Here is a 19926-nt window from a genome sequence, read left to right as displayed (position 1 = left end):
TATCGTACAAAATCATAGCTCACTATCTTGCCTTACTATCCCCAGTGAAAAGAATATAGATGGTTTTTAGTATAATGATGAAATCTAATGTGATACTCCAATTTTTGATATAGAAAGCATCTGCCAGAAGCCTTTTTTTCATTTCAATATTCATATCTCCACTATCACCACGGAGTCCGTTTACTTGTGCCAGTCCTGTGATGCCTGGTTTAATGCAGCTTCGGAAGTCATATCGTTCTATTTTTTTTCGGTAATAGTCATCCACTAAAAGCATGTGCGGTCTTGGACCTACTACGGACATCTGCCCTAAAAAGACATTGATGAACTGGGGAAGCTCATCTAGGCTCATTTTTCTTAAAAATTTCCCGAATGCGGTGATTCTATCATCATTTTCTCGGGTAACCGATGTGGCAGAATGCGGATTTACCACCATGGTGCGGAACTTGTAGCAGGAAAAAACCTCCTGATTTTTGCCATATCTTTTTTGAACAAAGAAAATAGGACCTTTATTATCCAGCCAGATGATCAAAGCGAGGATTGGAAAAAGCCATGTGCCAATAAAAATCAAAACGATAAGAGAAAGAAAAATATCCATTATTCTCTTCAAAAGCCGATTGAAAAGGTATTCTAAAGGGAGTTTTGAAGTTACTAAAATAGGAATGGACTCTACATAGCTCAGCTCATAGTGAGAAAAATTGTTTTTATCCACTTCGGGAACTAAGGTGATTTTTACCTTATACTTTTCCGCTGCTTTGAAAATTTGTTTTCGCATTTCTCTGTCCAGCCCTGAGTTTTGCATTGGTAGAAATACAGTATGGATACCTTTTTCTTTCCAAAAAACTTTCAGTTTATCCAGATTCATCGCATCAGAAAAAGTATAGATATAGTAACCGTAGTCTTTTCTTTCTTTCAGTGTATTTTCTAATATGGTGAGTGCTTCATTTTCATTGCCTAAAAACATGGCATTCCTATGATTGATACCTAATTTCCGAATGTATTTTAATAGGAAGAAAACAAAAGATTTTACGCTGATGATGATGGCCGAAAGACTCAGTGCAAAGACAATGCCCCCAGTGTCCAAAATAGACTGTCCCCTCAGTTTTCCTAAAAAAACTACTCCTACGCTAAAAAGAAATGTGTGAATAATGATTCTTTCTAAAAAAAGAGTGTAGGTAAGGTTTCGGGGAATGTCATAGAGCCGAGTATGTGCACTGATGGACACCCAAATTCCCGAGAGAAAAAGACAATAGAAAATAAATTCTTCCCAAGCATTCCATACGTCTTCCGTGAGCAAATCTTTGGATTCTGAAAAGAACCCAAACAACGCCACTAATACCATCAAGTCTAATACAATGATGAATATTTTGAGGTATTTGGAAAACCTGAGCTTTTGCATATTAAGTTTTTTATGGTATGTTCAGATACTTATGCGTTTGTACCGAAGCTCGCCACTGTGGATTTTTTAGGATATAGTCCGTTATTTCAGGGTACATCTTATCTCTTTTACTCCATTCACTTTGCATGTAGAGCATGCAGTTTTCATTTACTTTAGCGGCCTGTTCTTCGGCAAATTTAAAATCATGCTGATTAAAAATAATGACTTTTAGTTCACTTGCTTTTTGGTAAATTTCTTCTAAAGGGAGTCCTGTTTTTTTAGGGGAGAGTGTTATCCAGTCCAGATGCCCACTCATAGGGTATGCTCCTGAGGTTTCGATGTGAATTTTACAGCCCTTCTCTTTAAGTCTTGAAGTGAGGGGGGCTAAGTTCCACATGAGTGGTTCTCCTCCGGTCAGCACGATGGTCTTAGAATAAGAAGCAGCAATGTCTGCTATCTCTCTAGCATTATGAAGAGGATGAATATTAGGGTCCCAACTTTCCTTTACATCACACCAATGGCAGCCTACATCACACCCTCCTAATCGTATAAAGTAGGCGGGTGTTCCTGTATATGCACCTTCTCCTTGAATGGTATAAAAATGCTCCATTACGGGGAGCATTTCGCCGCTTTCTAGTGCGGTATTGTTCTGTGTTTTTGTCATAAAATGGTATATAGGATAGCACCAAAGATATAGGCTTTGGGCTGTTAGCGATTTGCTATCATCGGTGCCAATTGGTCACTCCCTTTTTAAGTTGCTAAAAGCAGTGACTAGTTAAGGTTACTAACTTTACTCTTAACTTTTTAACTTCTTCTATAGTAAGCCAAAAGGGTATTTTGCATCAGCATCGCTCGGGTCATAGGACCTACGCCTCCTGGTACAGGGGTAATCCATGAAGCTTTTGCTTCGCAGCTGGTATAGTCTGCATCCCCCGCAAGGTGATAGCCTTTTGGACTATCATCTTCCACACGCGTAATGCCTACATCTATTACTACAGCTCCGTCCTTAATCATTTCGCCTTTCAGGAAATGAGGAATGCCCAAAGCAGCAATTACAATGTCTGCATTTTTAGTATATTCTTCAATGTTTGGGGTGTGGCTGTGTACCACTGTTACAGTAGCATCACCAGGGGTGCCGCGGCTACTCATCAGGATGCTCATCGGTCTTCCTACTATTCGGCTTCTCCCGATGACCACACAGTTTTTCCCTTTCGTATCTACATGATATCGCTTCAAAAGTTCCATAATTCCGAAAGGAGTAGCGGGTAAAAACGCTTCCATTTCTAACGCCATTCTTCCGAAATTTTCAGGGTGAAAGCCATCTACATCTTTGGTAGGGTCTATGGCGTTAATGATTTTTTCTTGGTCAATCCCTTTAGGTAGAGGTAACTGTACTATGAAGCCATCTACAGTTTCGTGTTCATTCAGTTTTTTTATTTCAGCTAAAAGTTCTTCTTCTGTGGTGGTTTCGGGCATACGGATGAGCGTAGACTCAAAACCTACTTCCTTACAATCTTTTACTTTTGAATTTACATATGCTTTACTTGCTCCATTTTCTCCTACTAGAATCGCTGCCAAATGAGGGGCTCTTTTTCCAGATTGAGTGATGCGGAGCACCTCCTCTTTTATTTCGTTTTTGATGTCTTTAGAAGTTTTTACGCCGTCTAAAATAGTTGCCATGTTATTGATTTTTATGTTGTATATAGTAATTGATTAATCCTTTAGTAGAGCTGTCATGTTGCCCTATTTTTTCGTTTTTTATTTCGTCTAAAATGGTATTGGCTAAAACTTTTCCCAGTTCCACCCCGAATTGGTCAAACGAGAATATATTCCATATTGCCCCTTGAACGAAAATTTTGTGTTCATAGATTGCCACCAATTGTCCTAAAGTATAAGGCGTAAGCTCTTGAAAAAGGAGTGTATTGGTAGGTTTGTTGCCTTCAAGTGTTTTATGGGGAATGAGTTTGGTGTTTGTGCTTTCATTACAAACTTCTCTTTCTGCTTTCCCAAATGCCAATGCTTCGGTTTGGGCAAAGAAATTCGCCATGAGTTTTTCATGATGAGTGCTTTCCGTGTGATGAGATTTTACAAAACCAATGAAATCAGACGGAACTAAAGTGGTGCCCTGATGAATGAGCTGGTAGAAGGCATGCTGTCCATTCGTTCCTGCTCTTCCCCAGAGTATGGGGCCTGTAGCATAATTTACTTTTTCACCATTTCTGTCCACAGATTTACCGTTACTTTCCATATCGGCTTGCTGGAGGTAATCAGGAAATAGGTCAAGGTTTTGGGCGTAAGGTAACACAGCGTGCGTAGTTGCATGATGAAAATTTCTGTACCAAATGCCTAGCATAGCCATAATCACGGGGATATTTTGGGAAAAATCGGTTTCACGAAAATGGATGTCTATATTTTCTGCCCCTCGAAGTAGCTGTTCAAAATTTTCTGGTCCTATGCCTAGCATTAAACTCAAGCCAATGGCTGACCACATACTGAATCTTCCACCTACCCAGTCCCAAAATTCAAATCTATTTTCTGCCTTAATTCCAAATTTTTCTACTTCTTCGGGTTGGCAAGAAATAGCGATAAAGTGCTGTGCGATATCCTCTTTTGTGCCTCCTTGATTTAGAAACCAGTTTTTTGCAGTATGGGCATTGGTCATGGTTTCTTGAGTGGTAAAGGTTTTGGAAGCAATGATGAAGAGGGTTTGCTCAGGATTTATCTTCTCGAAAATCGATTGGATTTGACTGTAGTCAATATTAGAAACGAAGTGAACACGAAGCCCAGAAGAAAAATCTTTTAATGCTTCCGTGGCCATTTTGGGGCCGAGGTCTGAGCCACCAATTCCGATATTAACGATGTCTGTGATTTTTTTTCCAGTATAGCCTTTGTATTCTCCATGGATGACTTTTCGGCTAAATGCTTTCATCTTTTGGAGAGTCTGCTGAATCTCAGCATACATCTGCTTCCCCCCTGTTACTGTGAATCGAGGGTCAGTACTTCTCAGTGCGGTATGAAAAACAGCCCTTTCTTCAGTCTCATTAATGATTTGTCCCCCAAAGTAGGCTTTTATACAAGATTCTAATTCACAGGCTTTGGCTAAGTTAATGAGCAAAGTCATTGTCTCTTTGTTGACCAAATTTTTACTAAAGTCAAACAAGAAGTTGGGGGTGGTAATAGAAAAGTTTTCAAACCTATGAGCATCTTGCAGAAAGCAATCTCGTAAGTGAATATTCCTATTGCGATAATGATTTTCCAAGGCTTTCCATTCAGGAAGCGTAGTAGGGTTGATTTTAGGAAGCATAAAAAGATATTGAATCCAAAAGGCAAAAATACGAAATATTTTGAAGTGATAACAAGCTAATTTGTTGAAATTCAAAAGAGGATTAGTTTTCATTATTTTCCAAAATTATTTTTGAATTATCATTTTTCTTCATGATGATTATGATGGTTTTTGTAGGAAGTTTAGATATAAAAAATATTGTTTTGTTTTTTTAAAAAGATGATTATTAGTTATTTGTTTCCAAGTGTTCTGTAAGAAAATGGAAGTTTAAATTTGGGGAATTTACATTCATGGGGAGGTGCAAGTCTTTTGTTTAGAATTAGTCAAAACTATTAAATGCCTATATTTGCCTATTGTAATAATATTTTATAATGAAAATATCAAAAGAATTAAAAGCAGGAGCTATTGCAGTGTTATCCATAGTAGCATTTGTAGTGATGTTTCAGTTTATGAGAGGGAAAAATATGTTTACTAGGGACAATACTTACTTGGTTCAGTATGAAAATGTGGATGGACTAAAGCGTTCTAGTGAAGTGCAAATTAATGGGATGAAAGTGGGACAAGTGGATGAAATCATTCCAAAAACAGAAGAAAATGGGAAAATTTATTTTTTGGTAAAATTATTGGTGGATCCAGATTTTAAATTTTCTAAAAACTCTACTGTAGAAATTACCGAGCCTGGCTTTATGTCTTCTAAAATATTGAAAATTAATGCGGCGTATGATGATCCTATTGCTCAAGATGGGGATATGCTGAAAAGCTCTGTGAAACGCTCTATGCTAGAAAGCTTGGGGGGCGAGGTAGGCCCTATATCAGATCAGCTGAAACAAGTACTGAAAACCGTAGATTCTTTGGGGAATAATGCCAATAAAATCTTTGATGACCAGAATAGAAGAGAAATTGCAATGCTTTTGATTAATCTTAACCAAGTAGCAAAAGCACTTCAAACTACTGCTCATCAGGCTAATGCGTTGATATCGAGTAATCACCCTAAGATGAACAGAGTGCTGGATAACGCGGATAAAGTGATGCTGACTACGAATGCTGCTGTAGGAAAATACGGACAATTGGCGGAAAGCATTGATACTCAAAAACTCAATGAGACCATAGCTTCACTAGATGCCACTATAGGGAAACTTAACGGAGTAGTTTCTTCTATAGAAAGAGGAGAAGGCAGCCTAGGAAAGGTGATGAAAGATGAACAGCTTTATCATAACCTTCAAGAATCTACCCGAAGTTTGAATGAACTTTTGAAAGATTTTAAGGAAAATCCAAAACGATATGTGAATATTTCCGTTTTCGGTAAAAGTGGAAAATAATAGCTAATAAGTTTAAGTGATGCAATATTTAGATAATATCCTATTTTTTATTCTGCTGATAGTTGGTTTTGGTCTCTTCGCGAAGGGACTAAAAGAAATTTATCGCAATATTATGCTGGGGAAAGCCATTCATCGTTCAGACCGTCGCACAGAAAGATGGAAAATGATGGGCAGTGTAGCATTGGGACAAAGTAAAATGGGGGCAAGACCCATTGCTGGTTTTCTTCATGTCTTGGTCTATGTAGGCTTCATGATTGTGAATATTGAGATGATTGAAATCATCATTGATGGGATTTTCGGTACCCATAGAGTATTAGCAAGTATTCTCCCAGAATGGATGTACAATGCACTTACGGCTACCCTAGAAATAATGGCACTTCTTGTAATGGTGGCGGTGGTTATCTTCTTTATCCGTAGGAATATTGCCCATGTTAAAAGGCTGAATATGAAGGAGCTTTTAGGATGGCCTAAAGATGATGCTAATGTGATTCTCATCATAGAATATGTACTCATGGTAGCGTTCTTTACCATGAACGCATCTGATGCACTACTACAAGCGAAAGGCGTATATGCCGCACATGGTCATTTCCCTATTTCCCAAATACTCTTTATGCCGATGCTCGGGTGGTTTAATTTTGATGCCACAGTCCTTACCTTCTTAGAAAGAGGTGCATGGTGGTTTCATATCATAGGGGTATTGGTTTTTGCTAACTATCTGTATTACTCTAAACACTTACACATTTTACTAGCATTTCCTAACACTTGGTATGCAAAACTTCAGCCGAAAGGGCAGTTTGAAAATCTGGATGCAGTCACTAAGGAAATTAAGCTCATGATGGCCCCTAACGCTGACCCTTATGCTGCACCACCAGAAGCAGATCCTAATGCAGTTCCTGAAAGGTTTGGTGCAAAGGATGTGTTTGATCTTAATAGAGTGCAGCTTCTTAATGCATACACTTGTACCGAATGTGGTAGATGTACTTCCGTTTGTCCCGCTAATATCACGGGGAAAAAACTCTCACCAAGAAAAATTATGATGGATACCCGTGACCGACTAGAAGAAGTAGGGAGGAATATTAATAAAAATGGAAAATTCGTAGAAGATGGTAAGAGCCTTATAGATACCCATATTCAGAGAGAGGAACTTAGGGCGTGTACCTCATGTAATGCATGTGTAGAGGCTTGCCCAGTACTCATAGACCCGCTGTCCATCATTATCAGTTTGAGACAATATATGGTGATGGAAGAATCTTCGGCACCGCAAGAGTGGAATCTGATGTTCCAAAATATAGAAAATAATGCGGCACCTTGGCAGTACAACCAAGCAGACCGACTAAACTGGGCAAATGAATAACTAATGATGTTCCTGTGAGTTGATAATTGTGTAAAAGAAGAGCGTTTTTAGTCCTACTACTTATGGCAATTTTATTTAACATCATTTATTATTAATAAAATCATATGACTATAAAAACCATGGCGGAGTACGCCGCAGAAGGAAAATCACCCGAAGTTTTATTTTGGGTAGGTTGTGCTGGAAGTTTTGATGATAGAGCAAAAAAAATAACTCGTGCTTTTTGTAAAATCTTAAATAGCATCGGGATAGAGTTTGCTGTATTAGGACAAGAAGAATCTTGTACAGGAGACCCCGCGAAAAGAGCTGGAAATGAATTCGTATTCCAAATGATGGCACTTACCAATATTGAGGTACTTAATGCGTATGAAGTGAAAAAGATAGTAACGGCTTGTCCTCATTGCTTTAATACCCTTGCTAATGAATATCCTAGTTTAGGCGGTAAGTATGAGGTAATGCATCATACACAGTTTTTGAAACAGCTCATGGAAGAAGGTAGGCTGAAGATAGAAGGAGGAAAATTTGAAGGACGGAAAATTACCTTCCATGACCCATGTTACCTCGGTAGAGCCAATGATGAATATGAAGCTCCAAGAGCATTGCTCCAAAAATTAGATGCAGAATTGGTAGAAATGAAGCGATGCAAAAAAAATGGACTTTGCTGCGGTGCAGGAGGCTCTCAAATGTTTAAAGAGCCAGAAAAAGGAAATAAAGATATTAATATAGAAAGGGCAGAGGAAGCACTGGGAGAGCAACCAAGCATCATCGCTACGGGATGTCCATTCTGTAATACAATGATGACCGACGGGGTAAAACATTTTAACAAGGAACATGAAGTTGCCGTAAAAGACATCGCAGAACTCCTTGCAGAAGCAGAAGAGCTTTAGATTTTTTTGGATTTATTGTAATGATGATTAATGCTCTGGCTACGCTCAATATAAGCCAGAGACTTTTATCTGAGCAGTTTGGAATCTAAAGGTAGCGTGTGATACTTTTCTTTTTTCTAAGTCAAATAAAATGAATCCAGAGATTTTAAAGGAAATTTGTGAAGCAAAGATGCCTTTCGGGAAATATAAAGGTACTATTTTAGCTGATTTACCGATTTCTTATTTGGAGTGGTTTCAGAGAAATGGAGGTTTTCCTCAGGGAAAATTAGGGATGCAGTTGGCCACCGTTTATGAAATTAAACTGAATGGACTGGAAGACTTACTAAGAAAAATAAGAAATATATAAGTGAAACTCATAAGGTGGATGTTTTCAGCATTTTGCCAAAGTGCTCCAAATTAAAAATACTCATTTTTCAAATTTTCTAAAAAAGTGAGCATTTGCTGGTTAGCTTTTGACAATTAGCCTTTAGCAAAAGGCTTTTGGTTCAATTTCAAACTTTAAATCTCTCACCTCATTTCTAAAAATAAAAAGACCATTCCTCCAGAGGAATGGTCTTTTTATTTTTGTTTTGTAGTATCTTTATTTTCCTAAAAAGAATAATCCTTTTAGTGTGTGGAGTTTATCGGCAATGTGAATTTTTTCGGTTAAAGGTTTATAGACATGAGATACGCCTCCCGTAGTCACCACAAAACAATCGTCATTCACCTCTGCATTGATTCTATCTATGAACCCTTCCACCATACCGAGGAAACCATAGACCATACCACTTTGCATACAAGAAATGGTGTCATTTCCTAATACGGAAGGCGGCTGGGTCAGTTCTATTTCAGGAAGTTGAGCCGTTTGCCCCACAAGGGAATTGAGCGAAGTAATGATGCCAGGTGCTATAATTACTCCTAGTGTATCTCCACTTTCATCTAAACAGCTTGCAGTAAGGGCAGTGCCAAAATCAAGGATAATTTTCTTTTTATGCGGATATAGGAAATGTGCCGCTACTAAATTGGCATAAATATCCGTTCCCATTTGTTTGGATTTTTTTCGTACGGGCGATGGTGTATCTCTATCCACCAAAACGGGTAGGAAACCGTGGATTTTTTTCATGGCTCTTTGTACACTTTGAGTAAGCGGAGGCACCACCGAGCCGATAATTACTTTCTCTATGGTAGCAGCATCTATACCATGGGTTTGGTAGAGCATGGTAAACTGTAAGATGAGTTCGTCACTGGTTTTGTACGGCTTGGTATTAATAATCCAAGAACGCGTACAGGCCTCTCCTTCAAATAATCCAAAACGAATATTGGTGTTTCCTATATTGATGACAATGGTTTTCATTTTCCTGAAAATTCGGGGTGCAAGATAGCAATTATTCTATTGAAAATCAAAATCCAATGGATTCGGCATAATAAAACGATAGCTAAGTTCTTTAGTCATCAGTTCTGATGAAATTATTCTTCCGCTCGCTTCTGAAATTTCGAAATGTTCATTTTTTTGTCTGTTTAATATTACTCTTTTAGTAGGATGGTGAGGAGCAACGATATTATAGGTTTTTGAATGTAAGTTTTTATTAATCATTATTTTAATAATTTCTGAAACATCAGAATAATGAATATGATTTACCCTTTGATAAGGATGAGATACATGGTATTTGCTTAAAAAACGGTCGTCCCCCATGAGTCCTCCAAGTCGTAGCAAATGGACCTGTGGGAAATAGCTTCTGACCCATTTTTCTACGAATAGTAAATTAGTTTGTAAATCTTCGTCATCAAAACTTTTTTCTGTAATTTCTATTTCCTTTTGTGGATAAATGTCGATAGAACTCATTAGAAATAGTTGTTTTTCATAGCCACGAATAAATGCACAAATATTAGAAACACGATTTTGAAGATTCTGTTTTGAGGCTTTTTTAGAAAAAGGAACAGCAATAATAATTACATCTAATAATTCTAAATCCTCCCAAATTTCTATATCCTGAGTTTCATCATCAGAAAAAGCAATGGGTGTAACATAATAGCCCATTGCTTCTAACTGTTTTTGTTTAGAAGTGGTTGTTGCAAAAATTTTGTAGGTCTTTTGCAAACATTTGGCAATTCTTTCTCCTAGCCAACCGCAGCCAATAATACCAATGTTTTTCATTTTTGAAAAATTAAATCAATTAATCATATTTCAACTCTATAGGATTATTTTTTCTACGATTTTTTTCTAATTCCCTTTTATTGTATTTTTGATAGGCTTCTTCTGGTAGCATAATTCCTGAATTTTTCAATAAAATAGATGGATTTTCCTTAGCATTGTTAAGAAACTTAATGTAATCTTGTCTTGATAATTCCTTGTATTTTGTATCATCAATATAAGCGTTGTACTTCTTCAATTTACCAATGGCAAAAGCTGAAAAATGATATTGCTTTTTGGTATCATACATTTCCAAAATTACACCAGGTAAGCCAGAAAATTTATAGGGACCATCTATAAAAGGAAGTTCAGTAGTGTACCAAGCACTATAAGTACGCCCTCTGAAGTCCATTGTTGCCAATTGACAAGAATATCCAAGAATTTCTTTTTTAGCTTCCTTGTCTATTTTCCATTCAAGCGTAGGAGAATCATTTATCTTAAACCGATAGACTCCTTTGGCTTCATACAACATTTGCTCATTGGTCAGATGATTTTTATAAACTCTATATGAGAACGCTGGTTTACTAAGTCCAAAAAGTGCATTGGGATTGGTAGCTAAAATGGAATCTTTTGCATATAAATTTTGAGCTTGAAAAAAAGATTTTTTTTCAGTCGGCAAAATATCCAAATACATCAATTCTTGGGATTTACTTTTTATATCCGTTGAGTCGGGTTGATAGTTTAGTACATATTGTATTCGTATGGCTTCTTGTGAAAGCAAAAAAGAACTAATAAGGCATGAAATAAGTATAACTAAGTTTTTCATTTTTGTAATTAATTAAAAACTATTGTCTATATGCCATTAGCTATTAGTTATTCAGTACATTGTTATCTCTATTCACATCGGCCAATCTTTTGGATTTATCAATTTCCACAGAGGCGATTTCTGATTTAGCAAAAGGCAATTCGAGGCGATACTCTTTTTGTGTAAATGGCCAATAACTTACCGTTTCAAAAGCTCCAAAGCGGTCTTTGGATTTCCAAACTCGAGTAAGATTGGTAGGGATATGGTAATGTTTCTTTTGTCCATTCTTTAGCGTAACGGTAAGGTCTATCGGCATAGGTACTTCTCCTTGATTGTAGAGTGTTAGTTGGGATTTTTTACCTTTTTCATCCATATAGCCTACAGCATAATCAATGGTCTTGGTGGTATTAATCCAATAATGCTCAAACCATTTCAAGTCCATCCCTGAAATTTTTTGGGCAAGGTGCATAAAATCTCTATTATTAGGATGTTTTAATTTCCAAGTATTGTAGTAGGTTTTCATGAGTTTACTCAGTTGGTCTTCACCTAAAATATAGCCTAACTGCACGAGGAAGAGTTCTCCTTTTACATAGCTTGCAAAGGTATAGGCGGTGCCATCTTTGTGGTGATCGGCAAGGTAAACTGCAGGTACTTCTCTTCCTGTTTTGGTAAATTTCACATAATTTTCTATCGTAGAAGTGAAAGGGTGAGGTGCTGTCTTTTTTTCGTCAAAAAGTTCATACATTGCTAGGCTTTCGGCATAGCTGGTAAACCCTTCATCTAGCCAAGGTTTCATACTCTCATTGGTAGCGAGCATCTGTTGGTACCAGCTATGAGCAGCTTCGTGAAACATCAGTCCTACTAGTCTTTCTAGAGATTTGGCTTCTCCCAAAATCATGGTACACATGCCGTATTCCATTCCGCCATCGCCACCTTGTACAAAGGCATAGCTCGGATACACATATTTCCCAAATTGGCGATTCATGAGCTCAAAAAATCCTACGGTATATTTTTTTGCAGGTTCCCAATATTGGGTTTTATCAGTTTTTTGATATACGAAGAAAAGTTCTGGTCCATCGGGCACTTGTGTAGTTTCTACGGTAAAATCAGGGTCTGCCGCCCAAGCGAAATCTAGCATGTTTTCTGCTTTCCAATGCCATGATATTTTTCCTTTCGCATCTGGTTTTGCCGTTGATGTTGTATTGTATCCTGGCATGTGTTTCCGGTTTACCAGGGTGCCTCCTGCACCGATGATATAGTTTTTATCGATATTGATCTTCACATCGAAATTAGCAAAAGGAGCGTGGAACTCTCTACCCAGGTAGTCAAATGTAGCCCATCCATCATAGTCGTATTCTGCAATTTTAGGATACCATTGGGTCATGGTCATTTCTACCCCTTCGGCGTTATTTCTTCCAGCACGGCGAATTTGCATAGGAATCACCGCATCCCATTCCATTTCAAAAGTGGTAGAGGAATTAGGGAGAATGGGTTTTGCTAAATTTACTTTAAGGATGGTTTCTTGTACTTCGAATGTGAGATTTTTACCATCTTGTTTAATGAATCTAATATTTTGGGCACCTTCTTCTTTTTTAGGAATGGAAGCTAAGCGGGAAACACCATTTTTTTGTAATCTTTTATCTCCCTCTTTGCCATTATTTTGTACATTCTGATCCATCATGGAATTCGGTTTAAAGGCATTCCAATACAGATGAAAATAAGCTACAGAAAGCGTATCTGGTGAATTGTTTTTATACTTTATCTGTTGTTTTCCCTTATACGAATAGTTTTTAGCATCTACATCTATTTCCATTTTATAGTCTGCAAATTGCTGATAATAAGTGGTATTCTGAGCGTGTGTAGCACTCATGGCTCCGATACAAAAAAGGGCTTTCAAAATATTTTTCATAGTGGATATATAATATATGATAATAAGGAAGTGCAAGATAATCATTCTTGTGAGAATAAGAGTAAAATTTTCTACTGTTTTACTTTGAAGTTATGTTGACTTATTTGGTGATAAATATCCATTAAAAAGATTGGGTATAATGTTACAATAATGTTTTTTTGTTAAAAATCTATAAATGAGTTGATAAAGAATGTTGAGTGTATGAATTTCATGGTTTTGGATGCTTTGTCAAAGTGCTTTGAAATTGTATAAAGTTCAAGGACTTTAAGCATAATAAAAATTAAGATGAGTTCGAAATAAAATAAAAAAACATGTGAGATTCATAAAAAATATTTAATTTGGCCGTACAATTAAAATTTTATTTATTATGAGAAAATTTTTACTAAGCATTATGATGCTTACAGGAGTGGGTTTAGGGTTTGCCAAAGGCTTACCAGTGAACCAAGAGAGAAAATTAGATGCAGAATTTGTGTCTAAAACACCTGTTAAGGTGGAGACCTTTCGTTTTGATACGAAAGAGGAAATGGAAAAGTTTTTAGAAGCTCGATGCTTTTATTATTTAAGAAGGGACAAGAACTATTTCTGTTAGTGGTGTTAGAGATGGTGTGGCTGTACATGTGGTGATTGTTCAGTATTATACTATTTATGCGGAATGGGATTGTTAAACTAAATATTACACTCTGTTTAAGCATTTTTAAATAGAGTGTATTTTAAAAATGATTATAGCTATTATGAGAAAAATTGCGAGTTTATTTCTGTTATTTATAAGCGGATTGCTATTAAATGCTCAAAGTGTGTTGAAAGTAGAATATGAGGAGTTGGTAGATGTGGAAAAGACTATACCTAAAAGCATTCCTGAAGAATTGAGAAAGCAACTGTTAGAAGATGCTAAGAAAAATAAAAAGTATGTGTTGTACTACTCAGGAGGAAATAGCTACTATACAAATAATTCAAAATTAGAAACAAAGGAGGTTCAAAAGAATGTGAATCAAGTGGATGAGCATAAAAGAATTGTGAATAGTAGTGAGGTTTTTTATGTACCTATTCGCTTTTATCATAGAAAAGGCGAGAAAGGGGTGTATAATTATCAGAATATAATTGGTGATGAATACTATGCTTATGAAGAACCTAAATGGACTTCTATAGAGTATAAAGATGAAATTCAGAGGATAGATGTTTTTGATTGTAAGTTGGTGGAGATGGTGAGTGCTAATGGTTATGTTTTCAGGGTGTGGTATACGGAAAAATTACCCGTTAGTGCAGGACCTCTTATTTTCTATTCTCTACCAGGCTTAGTATTAAAGGTAGAAGCACCAAATTATACGCTCTACGCTACTAAGGTAAGCAATGATGCTAAACCTTCTGATGTGGAAGTTCCAAACCCTAAGCTAAAAGTATATAAAGGTGAGGAATTGCGAAAGAAAAATGAAGAGCTTTCCAAGCCAAGAGTGATTCGAAAAGAAATCAGAATGTAAATCATACGAAAAGCCGTAAGCCTTAGGCTTGCGGCTTTTTGCAAGAAAATGTTCAGTTAAAACTATTTCAAACCACATCAAATAAACTTAAAACAACCACATTGATAATGAAAGGAGCGATAGTAGTGTTTGTATTGTTTATTAATTTTTGTTTTGCCCAACAGATTGAGGTGGTGGCAAAAGATGGGCGTGGGCAAAGGTTGGGAAATATTAATGTCCAACTCCAAAAAAAAGGCAAAACCATAGATTTTCAAAAAACGCAAGATAATGGAACTTGTTTCTTTACTCTAAAAGAATCAGGAAGCTATACTTTGAAAATTACCTCGATGTACTATAAAACTCAATTTTTGGAAATCGATACCAAGGAAAAAACGCATTTTCAAGTTATTTTGGAGGAGCAACATACCGAAATCAAAGAAGTAGTCATCAAATCTCGACCTAAAATCATAAAGAATGCAAAAGATACTTTAAAGTACAATATCAAAGCCGTAAAGGACGGTACCGAGCGAACAGCGGAAGACCTTATCAAAAAACTTCCTGGTTTAGATGTGAATGAAAATGGAAAAGTAACCTTTCAAGGCAATGCTGTAGGGCAGGTATTGGTTGAGGGAAATGAGTTTTTTGGGAAAAATCATAAAATGGCCACTCAAAATATTACCGCTGATATGCTCGAAGGAGTCGATATGTGGAAAAATTATACAACAATAGATGGAAAAAATTCTACCGCCCTCAATCTGAAACTAAAAGATAAATACAAAGGCAAAATCACAGGAAGTGGAGAAAGTTATTACGGGAATGCTAATGCGTATTGGATTCATTCTAATGTTTTTAAATTCAATACTTTCGGCAATTTAGCCTTGATTGTAGATGCGAATAGTATCGCTAAAAAACCTATCAGTATCTCTGATTTTCAAGAAATGAATCAACAGGAAGAACAAGATGAAGCCACCACCATTACTCGCGTAGATATACCCAGTTTCCTCAATAACGACCAGAATATAAAGCGTAAAACAAATCAATTCGGAGCTTTGCAATACTCCAAAGCAAATAAAAAATATCATATAACCGCTTTTTCTATTCTCAATGGTGTTCAGCTTCACAAGTTATCCACTACAAATAGAACAGCATTCGCTCATCAGCCCACGAGTTTTAATTTTTTAGAGAAGAAAAACGAGGACAATAAAGGTTTTTTGGGAACAACGCGACTGAGATTCAAACTGAATTTTTCCGAAAATAATTATTTATATTACAGGTTTGGCTACAATCCTACTCGCGATGACTTCTCGCAAAATATCGATAGAGCGTCCAATAATTCGTACTATTTTAATAATCAAGAAATAGTATCTAATAATAACCTTAGCCATTACCTCGCTTGGAATAAAAATGTGAATGGGCTAAAAATGAAAATGTCTTTCGCTCAATCTTCTGAAAACATGAGTAGTATCTTAAGACTCAATTCCAACAAGTCTCTTTTTCTAACGCCCAATCATAGCCTCTTACAAAACACCTCTATACAGTCGGAGGGCTATACGATGGATTTTATGATCAGAGGTTCAAGTCGTATTGTTGATTATCGTTTCAATACACGGTTTGAAAATAAACATACAGAAGCCCTACTCTCAGAGCAATATACACTACAACAAGAGCGATTGATTCTCGATAAACACTTGTATAAGAATGAATTGCTACTCGATAGAAAAATAGGGAGTTTTAATACCAGTGTATTGTTGTCTTCTCATTTTACTTCTGTCAATCAAGAAACTGTACATTATTTAGAGACAATGTATAGGCTCAATTATAAACCTCGCACTTCCGTAATGATGGATTTCGGAGTAGAATACGCTTCGAAATATGAATTTCCAGAGATTAAAAATTTATTCACAGACAATGTGTATTCAAAAAATTTTTCGATGAGCCAAAACATTGCTCTCTCGCCTACAACGATGAGTAAAACCGATAATTGGAAATTTAATTTTATGCGTCTTGATGTGTTCAAAGGAAACCATTTATTGCTCTTGGGAATGTACAGCAAAAGTAAGGCGAATTTTACCGATGATGCGTATAATTATGGAGTTTTTTCCAAAATGCAACAGACCATAGGGCAATTTAAAGATAGATGGTTTTTTCTCTTATCTGATGAACATCGTCTTAGTAATGTTTGGTCTTTGAAATCCAAAGTTACTTTTATGCAAAATCGAAATACTAATTTTGTACAAGGACTTGAAAATATTTTACAAATTACAAATATGGAAATTGCTGAAAAAATTACTTCTCATTTCAATAATTTCCCAGTTCAAGTAGATACAGGCATTACTTATACAAAGTCCAAATTTATACAAAGTCTCTTTTCGGTTGGTACGATGCAGGAAAATATTAAGTTATATATAGGACTGCGTACTCACTTTAATAAAGAATGGCTTGGGAATATTCTTGGAGAATACTTTATACAGAAGACATCTTATCAAACTGTAAGAAACTTTCTTTTAGGAGGACATTTTTCTTATCGTAAAGAGAAGGCTAACTTTGAGTACAGTTTATTATTCAATAATGTTACCAATCTAAACACTTTTGAGCATATATACAGTACAGCTTCTTCGTTAGGTATCGATAGAACTTCGGTATCTTCATTGCCTGGTTATATATTATTAGGTGTGAAAGGATATTTTTAGATGAACATATTCCGTTTGTAAAAAGGATATAAGCAAGAAGTATTTAGACAGGAAGCCAATTACTAACAGTGAATTTTAATAATATTAAAATTCTCAAACCCTCAAACTTTATCAAACAAACTTTTACTATTAAAATTTATTTTGTTGAATATCAGTATTTTGGTTATTTTGCAATAAAAAACATTAAAAAAAGTGGCATAAAAATTTGGTAGTTATGTAGGAAGTATCTACTTTTGCACCCGCAAATCAGGAATGATGAGCGGCGAAGGAGATTAAGAAAATAAGTTAAGGAAAAAAAACTTAATTTTTTTTGAAAAACATTTGGAGTTTAAATAAAAAGATTTTTATCTTTGCAGTCCGGTTCTTAAGTAAGAACGGAAGTAAAGAAAAGAAATTAAAAAAAACTTTAAAAAAGTTTTGTCAGAATAAAAAAAGTTTCTTACCTTTGCACTCGCAAAAACGAAAGCCTTAGAGTTAAGGATTTGTAAAGCGAAAAAGAGCAGTTGATTTTAAGGATATCAAATATTAAATTTTTAGATTTGAAATCAACGAAGCGAAGAGATCATTGAAATAAGATATAAAACAACCAAGATAAGGAAAGACCAAAGCGAAGTCAAAACTTTGAGTGAGCGTAAGGAAAAACATACAATGGAGAGTTTGATCCTGGCTCAGGATGAACGCTAGCGGGAGGCCTAACACATGCAAGCCGAGCGGGATTTGTTGGTTAGCTTGCTAACTAACAATGAGAGCGGCGTACGGGTGCGTAACACGTGTGCAACCTGCCTTTATCTGGGGGATAGCCTTTCGAAAGGAAGATTAATACCCCATAATATATTGATTGGCATCAGTTAATATTGAAAGCTCCGGCGGATAGAGATGGGCACGCGTAAGATTAGCTAGTTGGTGAGGTAACGGCTCACCAAGGCTGCGATCTTTAGGGGGCCTGAGAGGGTGATCCCCCACACTGGTACTGAGACACGGACCAGACTCCTACGGGAGGCAGCAGTGAGGAATATTGGACAATGGGTGAGAGCCTGATCCAGCCATCCCGCGTGAAGGACTAAGGACCTATGGTTTGTAAACTTCTTTTATACAGGGATAAACCTACTCTCGTGAGGGTAGCTGAAGGTACTGTATGAATAAGCACCGGCTAACTCCGTGCCAGCAGCCGCGGTAATACGGAGGGTGCAAGCGTTATCCGGATTTATTGGGTTTAAAGGGTCCGTAGGCGGGTCGATAAGTCAGTGGTGAAAGCCTGCAGCTTAACTGTAGAACTGCCGTTGATACTGTCGGTCTTGAGTGTATTTGAGGTAGCTGGAATGAGTAGTGTAGCGGTGAAATGCATAGATATTACTCAGAACACCAATTGCGAAGGCAGGTTACCAAGTTACAACTGACGCTGATGGACGAAAGCGTGGGGAGCGAACAGGATTAGATACCCTGGTAGTCCACGCTGTAAACGATGCTAACTCGTTTTTGGGGTATTATACTTCAGAGACCAAGCGAAAGTGATAAGTTAGCCACCTGGGGAGTACGAACGCAAGTTTGAAACTCAAAGGAATTGACGGGGGCCCGCACAAGCGGTGGATTATGTGGTTTAATTCGATGATACGCGAGGAACCTTACCAAGACTTAAATGGGAATTGACAGCTGTAGAAATACGGTTTTCTTCGGACAATTTTCAAGGTGCTGCATGGTTGTCGTCAGCTCGTGCCGTGAGGTGTTAGGTTAAGTCCTGCAACGAGCGCAACCCCTGTCACTAGTTGCCATCATTAAGTTGGGGACTCTAGTGAGACTGCCTACGCAAGTAGAGAGGAAGGTGGGGATGACGTCAAATCATCACGGCCCTTACGTCTTGGGCCACACACGTAATACAATGGCCGGTACAGAGGGCAGCTACACTGCGAAGTGATGCGAATCTCGAAAGCCGGTCTCAGTTCGGATTGGAGTCTGCAACTCGACTCTATGAAGCTGGAATCGCTAGTAATCGCGCATCAGCCATGGCGCGGTGAATACGTTCCCGGGCCTTGTACACACCGCCCGTCAAGCCATGGAAGTCTGGGGTACCTGAAGTCGGTGACCGTTAAAGGAGCTGCCTAGGGTAAAACAGGTAACTAGGGCTAAGTCGTAACAAGGTAGCCGTACCGGAAGGTGCGGCTGGAACATCTCATTTTAGAGACTAAGAAGTCAAAAACAAAGACTTACTCATAGTTTCGCTTTGGTTTTCGTTGGTTGTTATATATATACCCCTATAAAGATTAGTATCAGGGAAATGAGATAATTTTAATTAATAGTTTTATGATTTATACTTAAAAATATTAGTTAATAATTAAAAAGTCTCGTAGCTCAGCTGGTTAGAGCGCTACACTGATAATGTAGAGGTCGGCAGTTCGAGCCTGCCCGAGACTACTAATTAAGCATTAGGCGATAATGCAGTAAGCCATAGGCGATAAGCCTACTGCCTACACTATAGAGCCTAGAGCGTAATAAAGGGGGAATTAGCTCAGCTGGCTAGAGCGCCTGCCTTGCACGCAGGAGGTCAAGGGTTCGACTCCCTTATTCTCCACGAAGCTTAAAGCAATAGGCTTTAGGCAATAAGCTAGGAGTTTTGAGAGAAGTAGGAAAAAGGTATTAGAGCATACTGCCTACGGCTTAGAGCTTACAGCAAGAAAAAAGATCATTGACATTAACGATAAAGACATCACAAAGAGAAAACCGAGTGCTATTTATTTTTTAAATAGAA

The 19926-nt window shown here is 37.2% G+C and carries 15 protein-coding genes, 2 tRNA genes and 1 rRNA gene; 10 read left to right on the top strand and 8 right to left on the bottom strand.

What is annotated here, in order from left to right; translation table 11 throughout:
* Positions 1-22: 22 nt before the first annotated feature.
* From HMPREF9699_RS01245 to pgi, 4 genes are all read right to left on the bottom strand, one after another.
* Positions 23-1396: an exopolysaccharide biosynthesis polyprenyl glycosylphosphotransferase gene (locus tag HMPREF9699_RS01245; protein WP_002661706.1), complete on the bottom strand. Its 1374-nt coding sequence runs from the start codon at positions 1394-1396 to the stop codon at positions 23-25.
* Between the two features lie 10 nt (positions 1397-1406).
* The gene (locus tag HMPREF9699_RS01240) at positions 1407-2039 is read right to left on the bottom strand and encodes a 7-carboxy-7-deazaguanine synthase QueE (protein ID WP_002661704.1); all 633 of its coding nucleotides are present in this window, start codon (positions 2037-2039) and stop codon (positions 1407-1409) included.
* Between the two features lie 140 nt (positions 2040-2179).
* On the bottom strand, positions 2180-3055 hold the full coding sequence (locus HMPREF9699_RS01235; RefSeq protein WP_002661703.1) for a bifunctional 5,10-methylenetetrahydrofolate dehydrogenase/5,10-methenyltetrahydrofolate cyclohydrolase: 876 nt from the start codon (positions 3053-3055) through the stop codon (positions 2180-2182).
* Between the two features lies 1 nt (position 3056).
* Positions 3057-4679: a glucose-6-phosphate isomerase gene (pgi, locus tag HMPREF9699_RS01230; protein ID WP_034986017.1), complete on the bottom strand. Its 1623-nt coding sequence runs from the start codon at positions 4677-4679 to the stop codon at positions 3057-3059.
* 350 nt (positions 4680-5029) lie between these two features.
* Between pgi and HMPREF9699_RS01225 the strand changes: the two genes are divergently transcribed.
* The 4 genes from HMPREF9699_RS01225 to HMPREF9699_RS01210 all read left to right on the top strand — a co-directional run bounded on the left by HMPREF9699_RS01225 (position 5030) and on the right by HMPREF9699_RS01210 (position 8561).
* A complete protein-coding gene (locus HMPREF9699_RS01225) occupies positions 5030-5977 on the top strand; it encodes an MlaD family protein (RefSeq protein WP_002661698.1) in 948 nt (315 codons plus the stop codon).
* Between the two features lie 19 nt (positions 5978-5996).
* The gene (locus tag HMPREF9699_RS01220; protein ID WP_002661696.1) at positions 5997-7331 is read left to right on the top strand and encodes a 4Fe-4S dicluster domain-containing protein; all 1335 of its coding nucleotides are present in this window, start codon (positions 5997-5999) and stop codon (positions 7329-7331) included.
* A 104-nt stretch (positions 7332-7435) separates the two neighbouring features.
* On the top strand, positions 7436-8215 hold the full coding sequence (locus HMPREF9699_RS01215) for a (Fe-S)-binding protein (protein WP_002661694.1): 780 nt from the start codon (positions 7436-7438) through the stop codon (positions 8213-8215).
* Positions 8216-8345: 130 nt separating this feature from the next.
* Positions 8346-8561, top strand: coding sequence for a DUF3820 family protein (locus tag HMPREF9699_RS01210; protein WP_002661693.1), 216 nt, complete (start codon positions 8346-8348; stop codon positions 8559-8561).
* Between the two features lie 234 nt (positions 8562-8795).
* Here HMPREF9699_RS01210 and HMPREF9699_RS01205 read toward each other — a convergent pair whose 3' ends face one another.
* The 4 genes from HMPREF9699_RS01205 to HMPREF9699_RS01190 are packed head-to-tail and all read right to left on the bottom strand — an operon-like array spanning position 8796 to position 13039.
* The gene (locus tag HMPREF9699_RS01205; RefSeq protein WP_002661691.1) at positions 8796-9548 is read right to left on the bottom strand and encodes a type III pantothenate kinase; all 753 of its coding nucleotides are present in this window, start codon (positions 9546-9548) and stop codon (positions 8796-8798) included.
* Positions 9549-9584: 36 nt separating this feature from the next.
* Positions 9585-10349, bottom strand: a complete 765-nt coding sequence (locus tag HMPREF9699_RS01200; protein WP_002661689.1) for a Rossmann-fold NAD(P)-binding domain-containing protein — start codon at positions 10347-10349, stop codon at positions 9585-9587.
* 19 nt (positions 10350-10368) lie between these two features.
* Positions 10369-11151, bottom strand: coding sequence for a GLPGLI family protein (locus HMPREF9699_RS01195; RefSeq protein ID WP_002661687.1), 783 nt, complete (start codon positions 11149-11151; stop codon positions 10369-10371).
* A gap of 43 nt (positions 11152-11194) precedes the next feature.
* Complete coding sequence (locus HMPREF9699_RS01190) at positions 11195-13039, bottom strand: M1 family metallopeptidase (protein ID WP_002661685.1); 1845 nt, start codon at positions 13037-13039, stop codon at positions 11195-11197.
* Positions 13040-13406: 367 nt separating this feature from the next.
* On the opposite strand from HMPREF9699_RS01190, the gene HMPREF9699_RS01185 reads away from it, so the two are divergent.
* The 6 genes from HMPREF9699_RS01185 to HMPREF9699_RS01160 all read left to right on the top strand — a co-directional run bounded on the left by HMPREF9699_RS01185 (position 13407) and on the right by HMPREF9699_RS01160 (position 19749).
* Positions 13407-13628, top strand: a complete 222-nt coding sequence (locus HMPREF9699_RS01185; RefSeq protein ID WP_002661683.1) for a hypothetical protein — start codon at positions 13407-13409, stop codon at positions 13626-13628.
* Between the two features lie 142 nt (positions 13629-13770).
* Positions 13771-14514, top strand: a complete 744-nt coding sequence (locus HMPREF9699_RS01180) for a GLPGLI family protein (protein WP_002661682.1) — start codon at positions 13771-13773, stop codon at positions 14512-14514.
* 107 nt (positions 14515-14621) lie between these two features.
* Positions 14622-17183, top strand: coding sequence for a peptidase associated/transthyretin-like domain-containing protein (locus HMPREF9699_RS01175; protein ID WP_002661681.1), 2562 nt, complete (start codon positions 14622-14624; stop codon positions 17181-17183).
* Positions 17184-17828: 645 nt separating this feature from the next.
* Positions 17829-19356 (top strand): 16S ribosomal RNA (locus tag HMPREF9699_RS01170).
* Positions 19357-19518: 162 nt separating this feature from the next.
* A tRNA-Ile gene (locus HMPREF9699_RS01165) sits at positions 19519-19592 on the top strand.
* A gap of 83 nt (positions 19593-19675) precedes the next feature.
* Positions 19676-19749, top strand: a tRNA-Ala gene (locus HMPREF9699_RS01160).
* The last annotated feature ends 177 nt before the right edge of the window (positions 19750-19926 follow it).

It is taken from the genome of Bergeyella zoohelcum ATCC 43767, assembly GCF_000301075.1.
Classification (GTDB): domain Bacteria; phylum Bacteroidota; class Bacteroidia; order Flavobacteriales; family Weeksellaceae; genus Bergeyella; species Bergeyella zoohelcum.
Note: the sequence above shows the minus strand (reverse complement) of the source record. Positions and strands in the feature narration are given on the sequence as shown.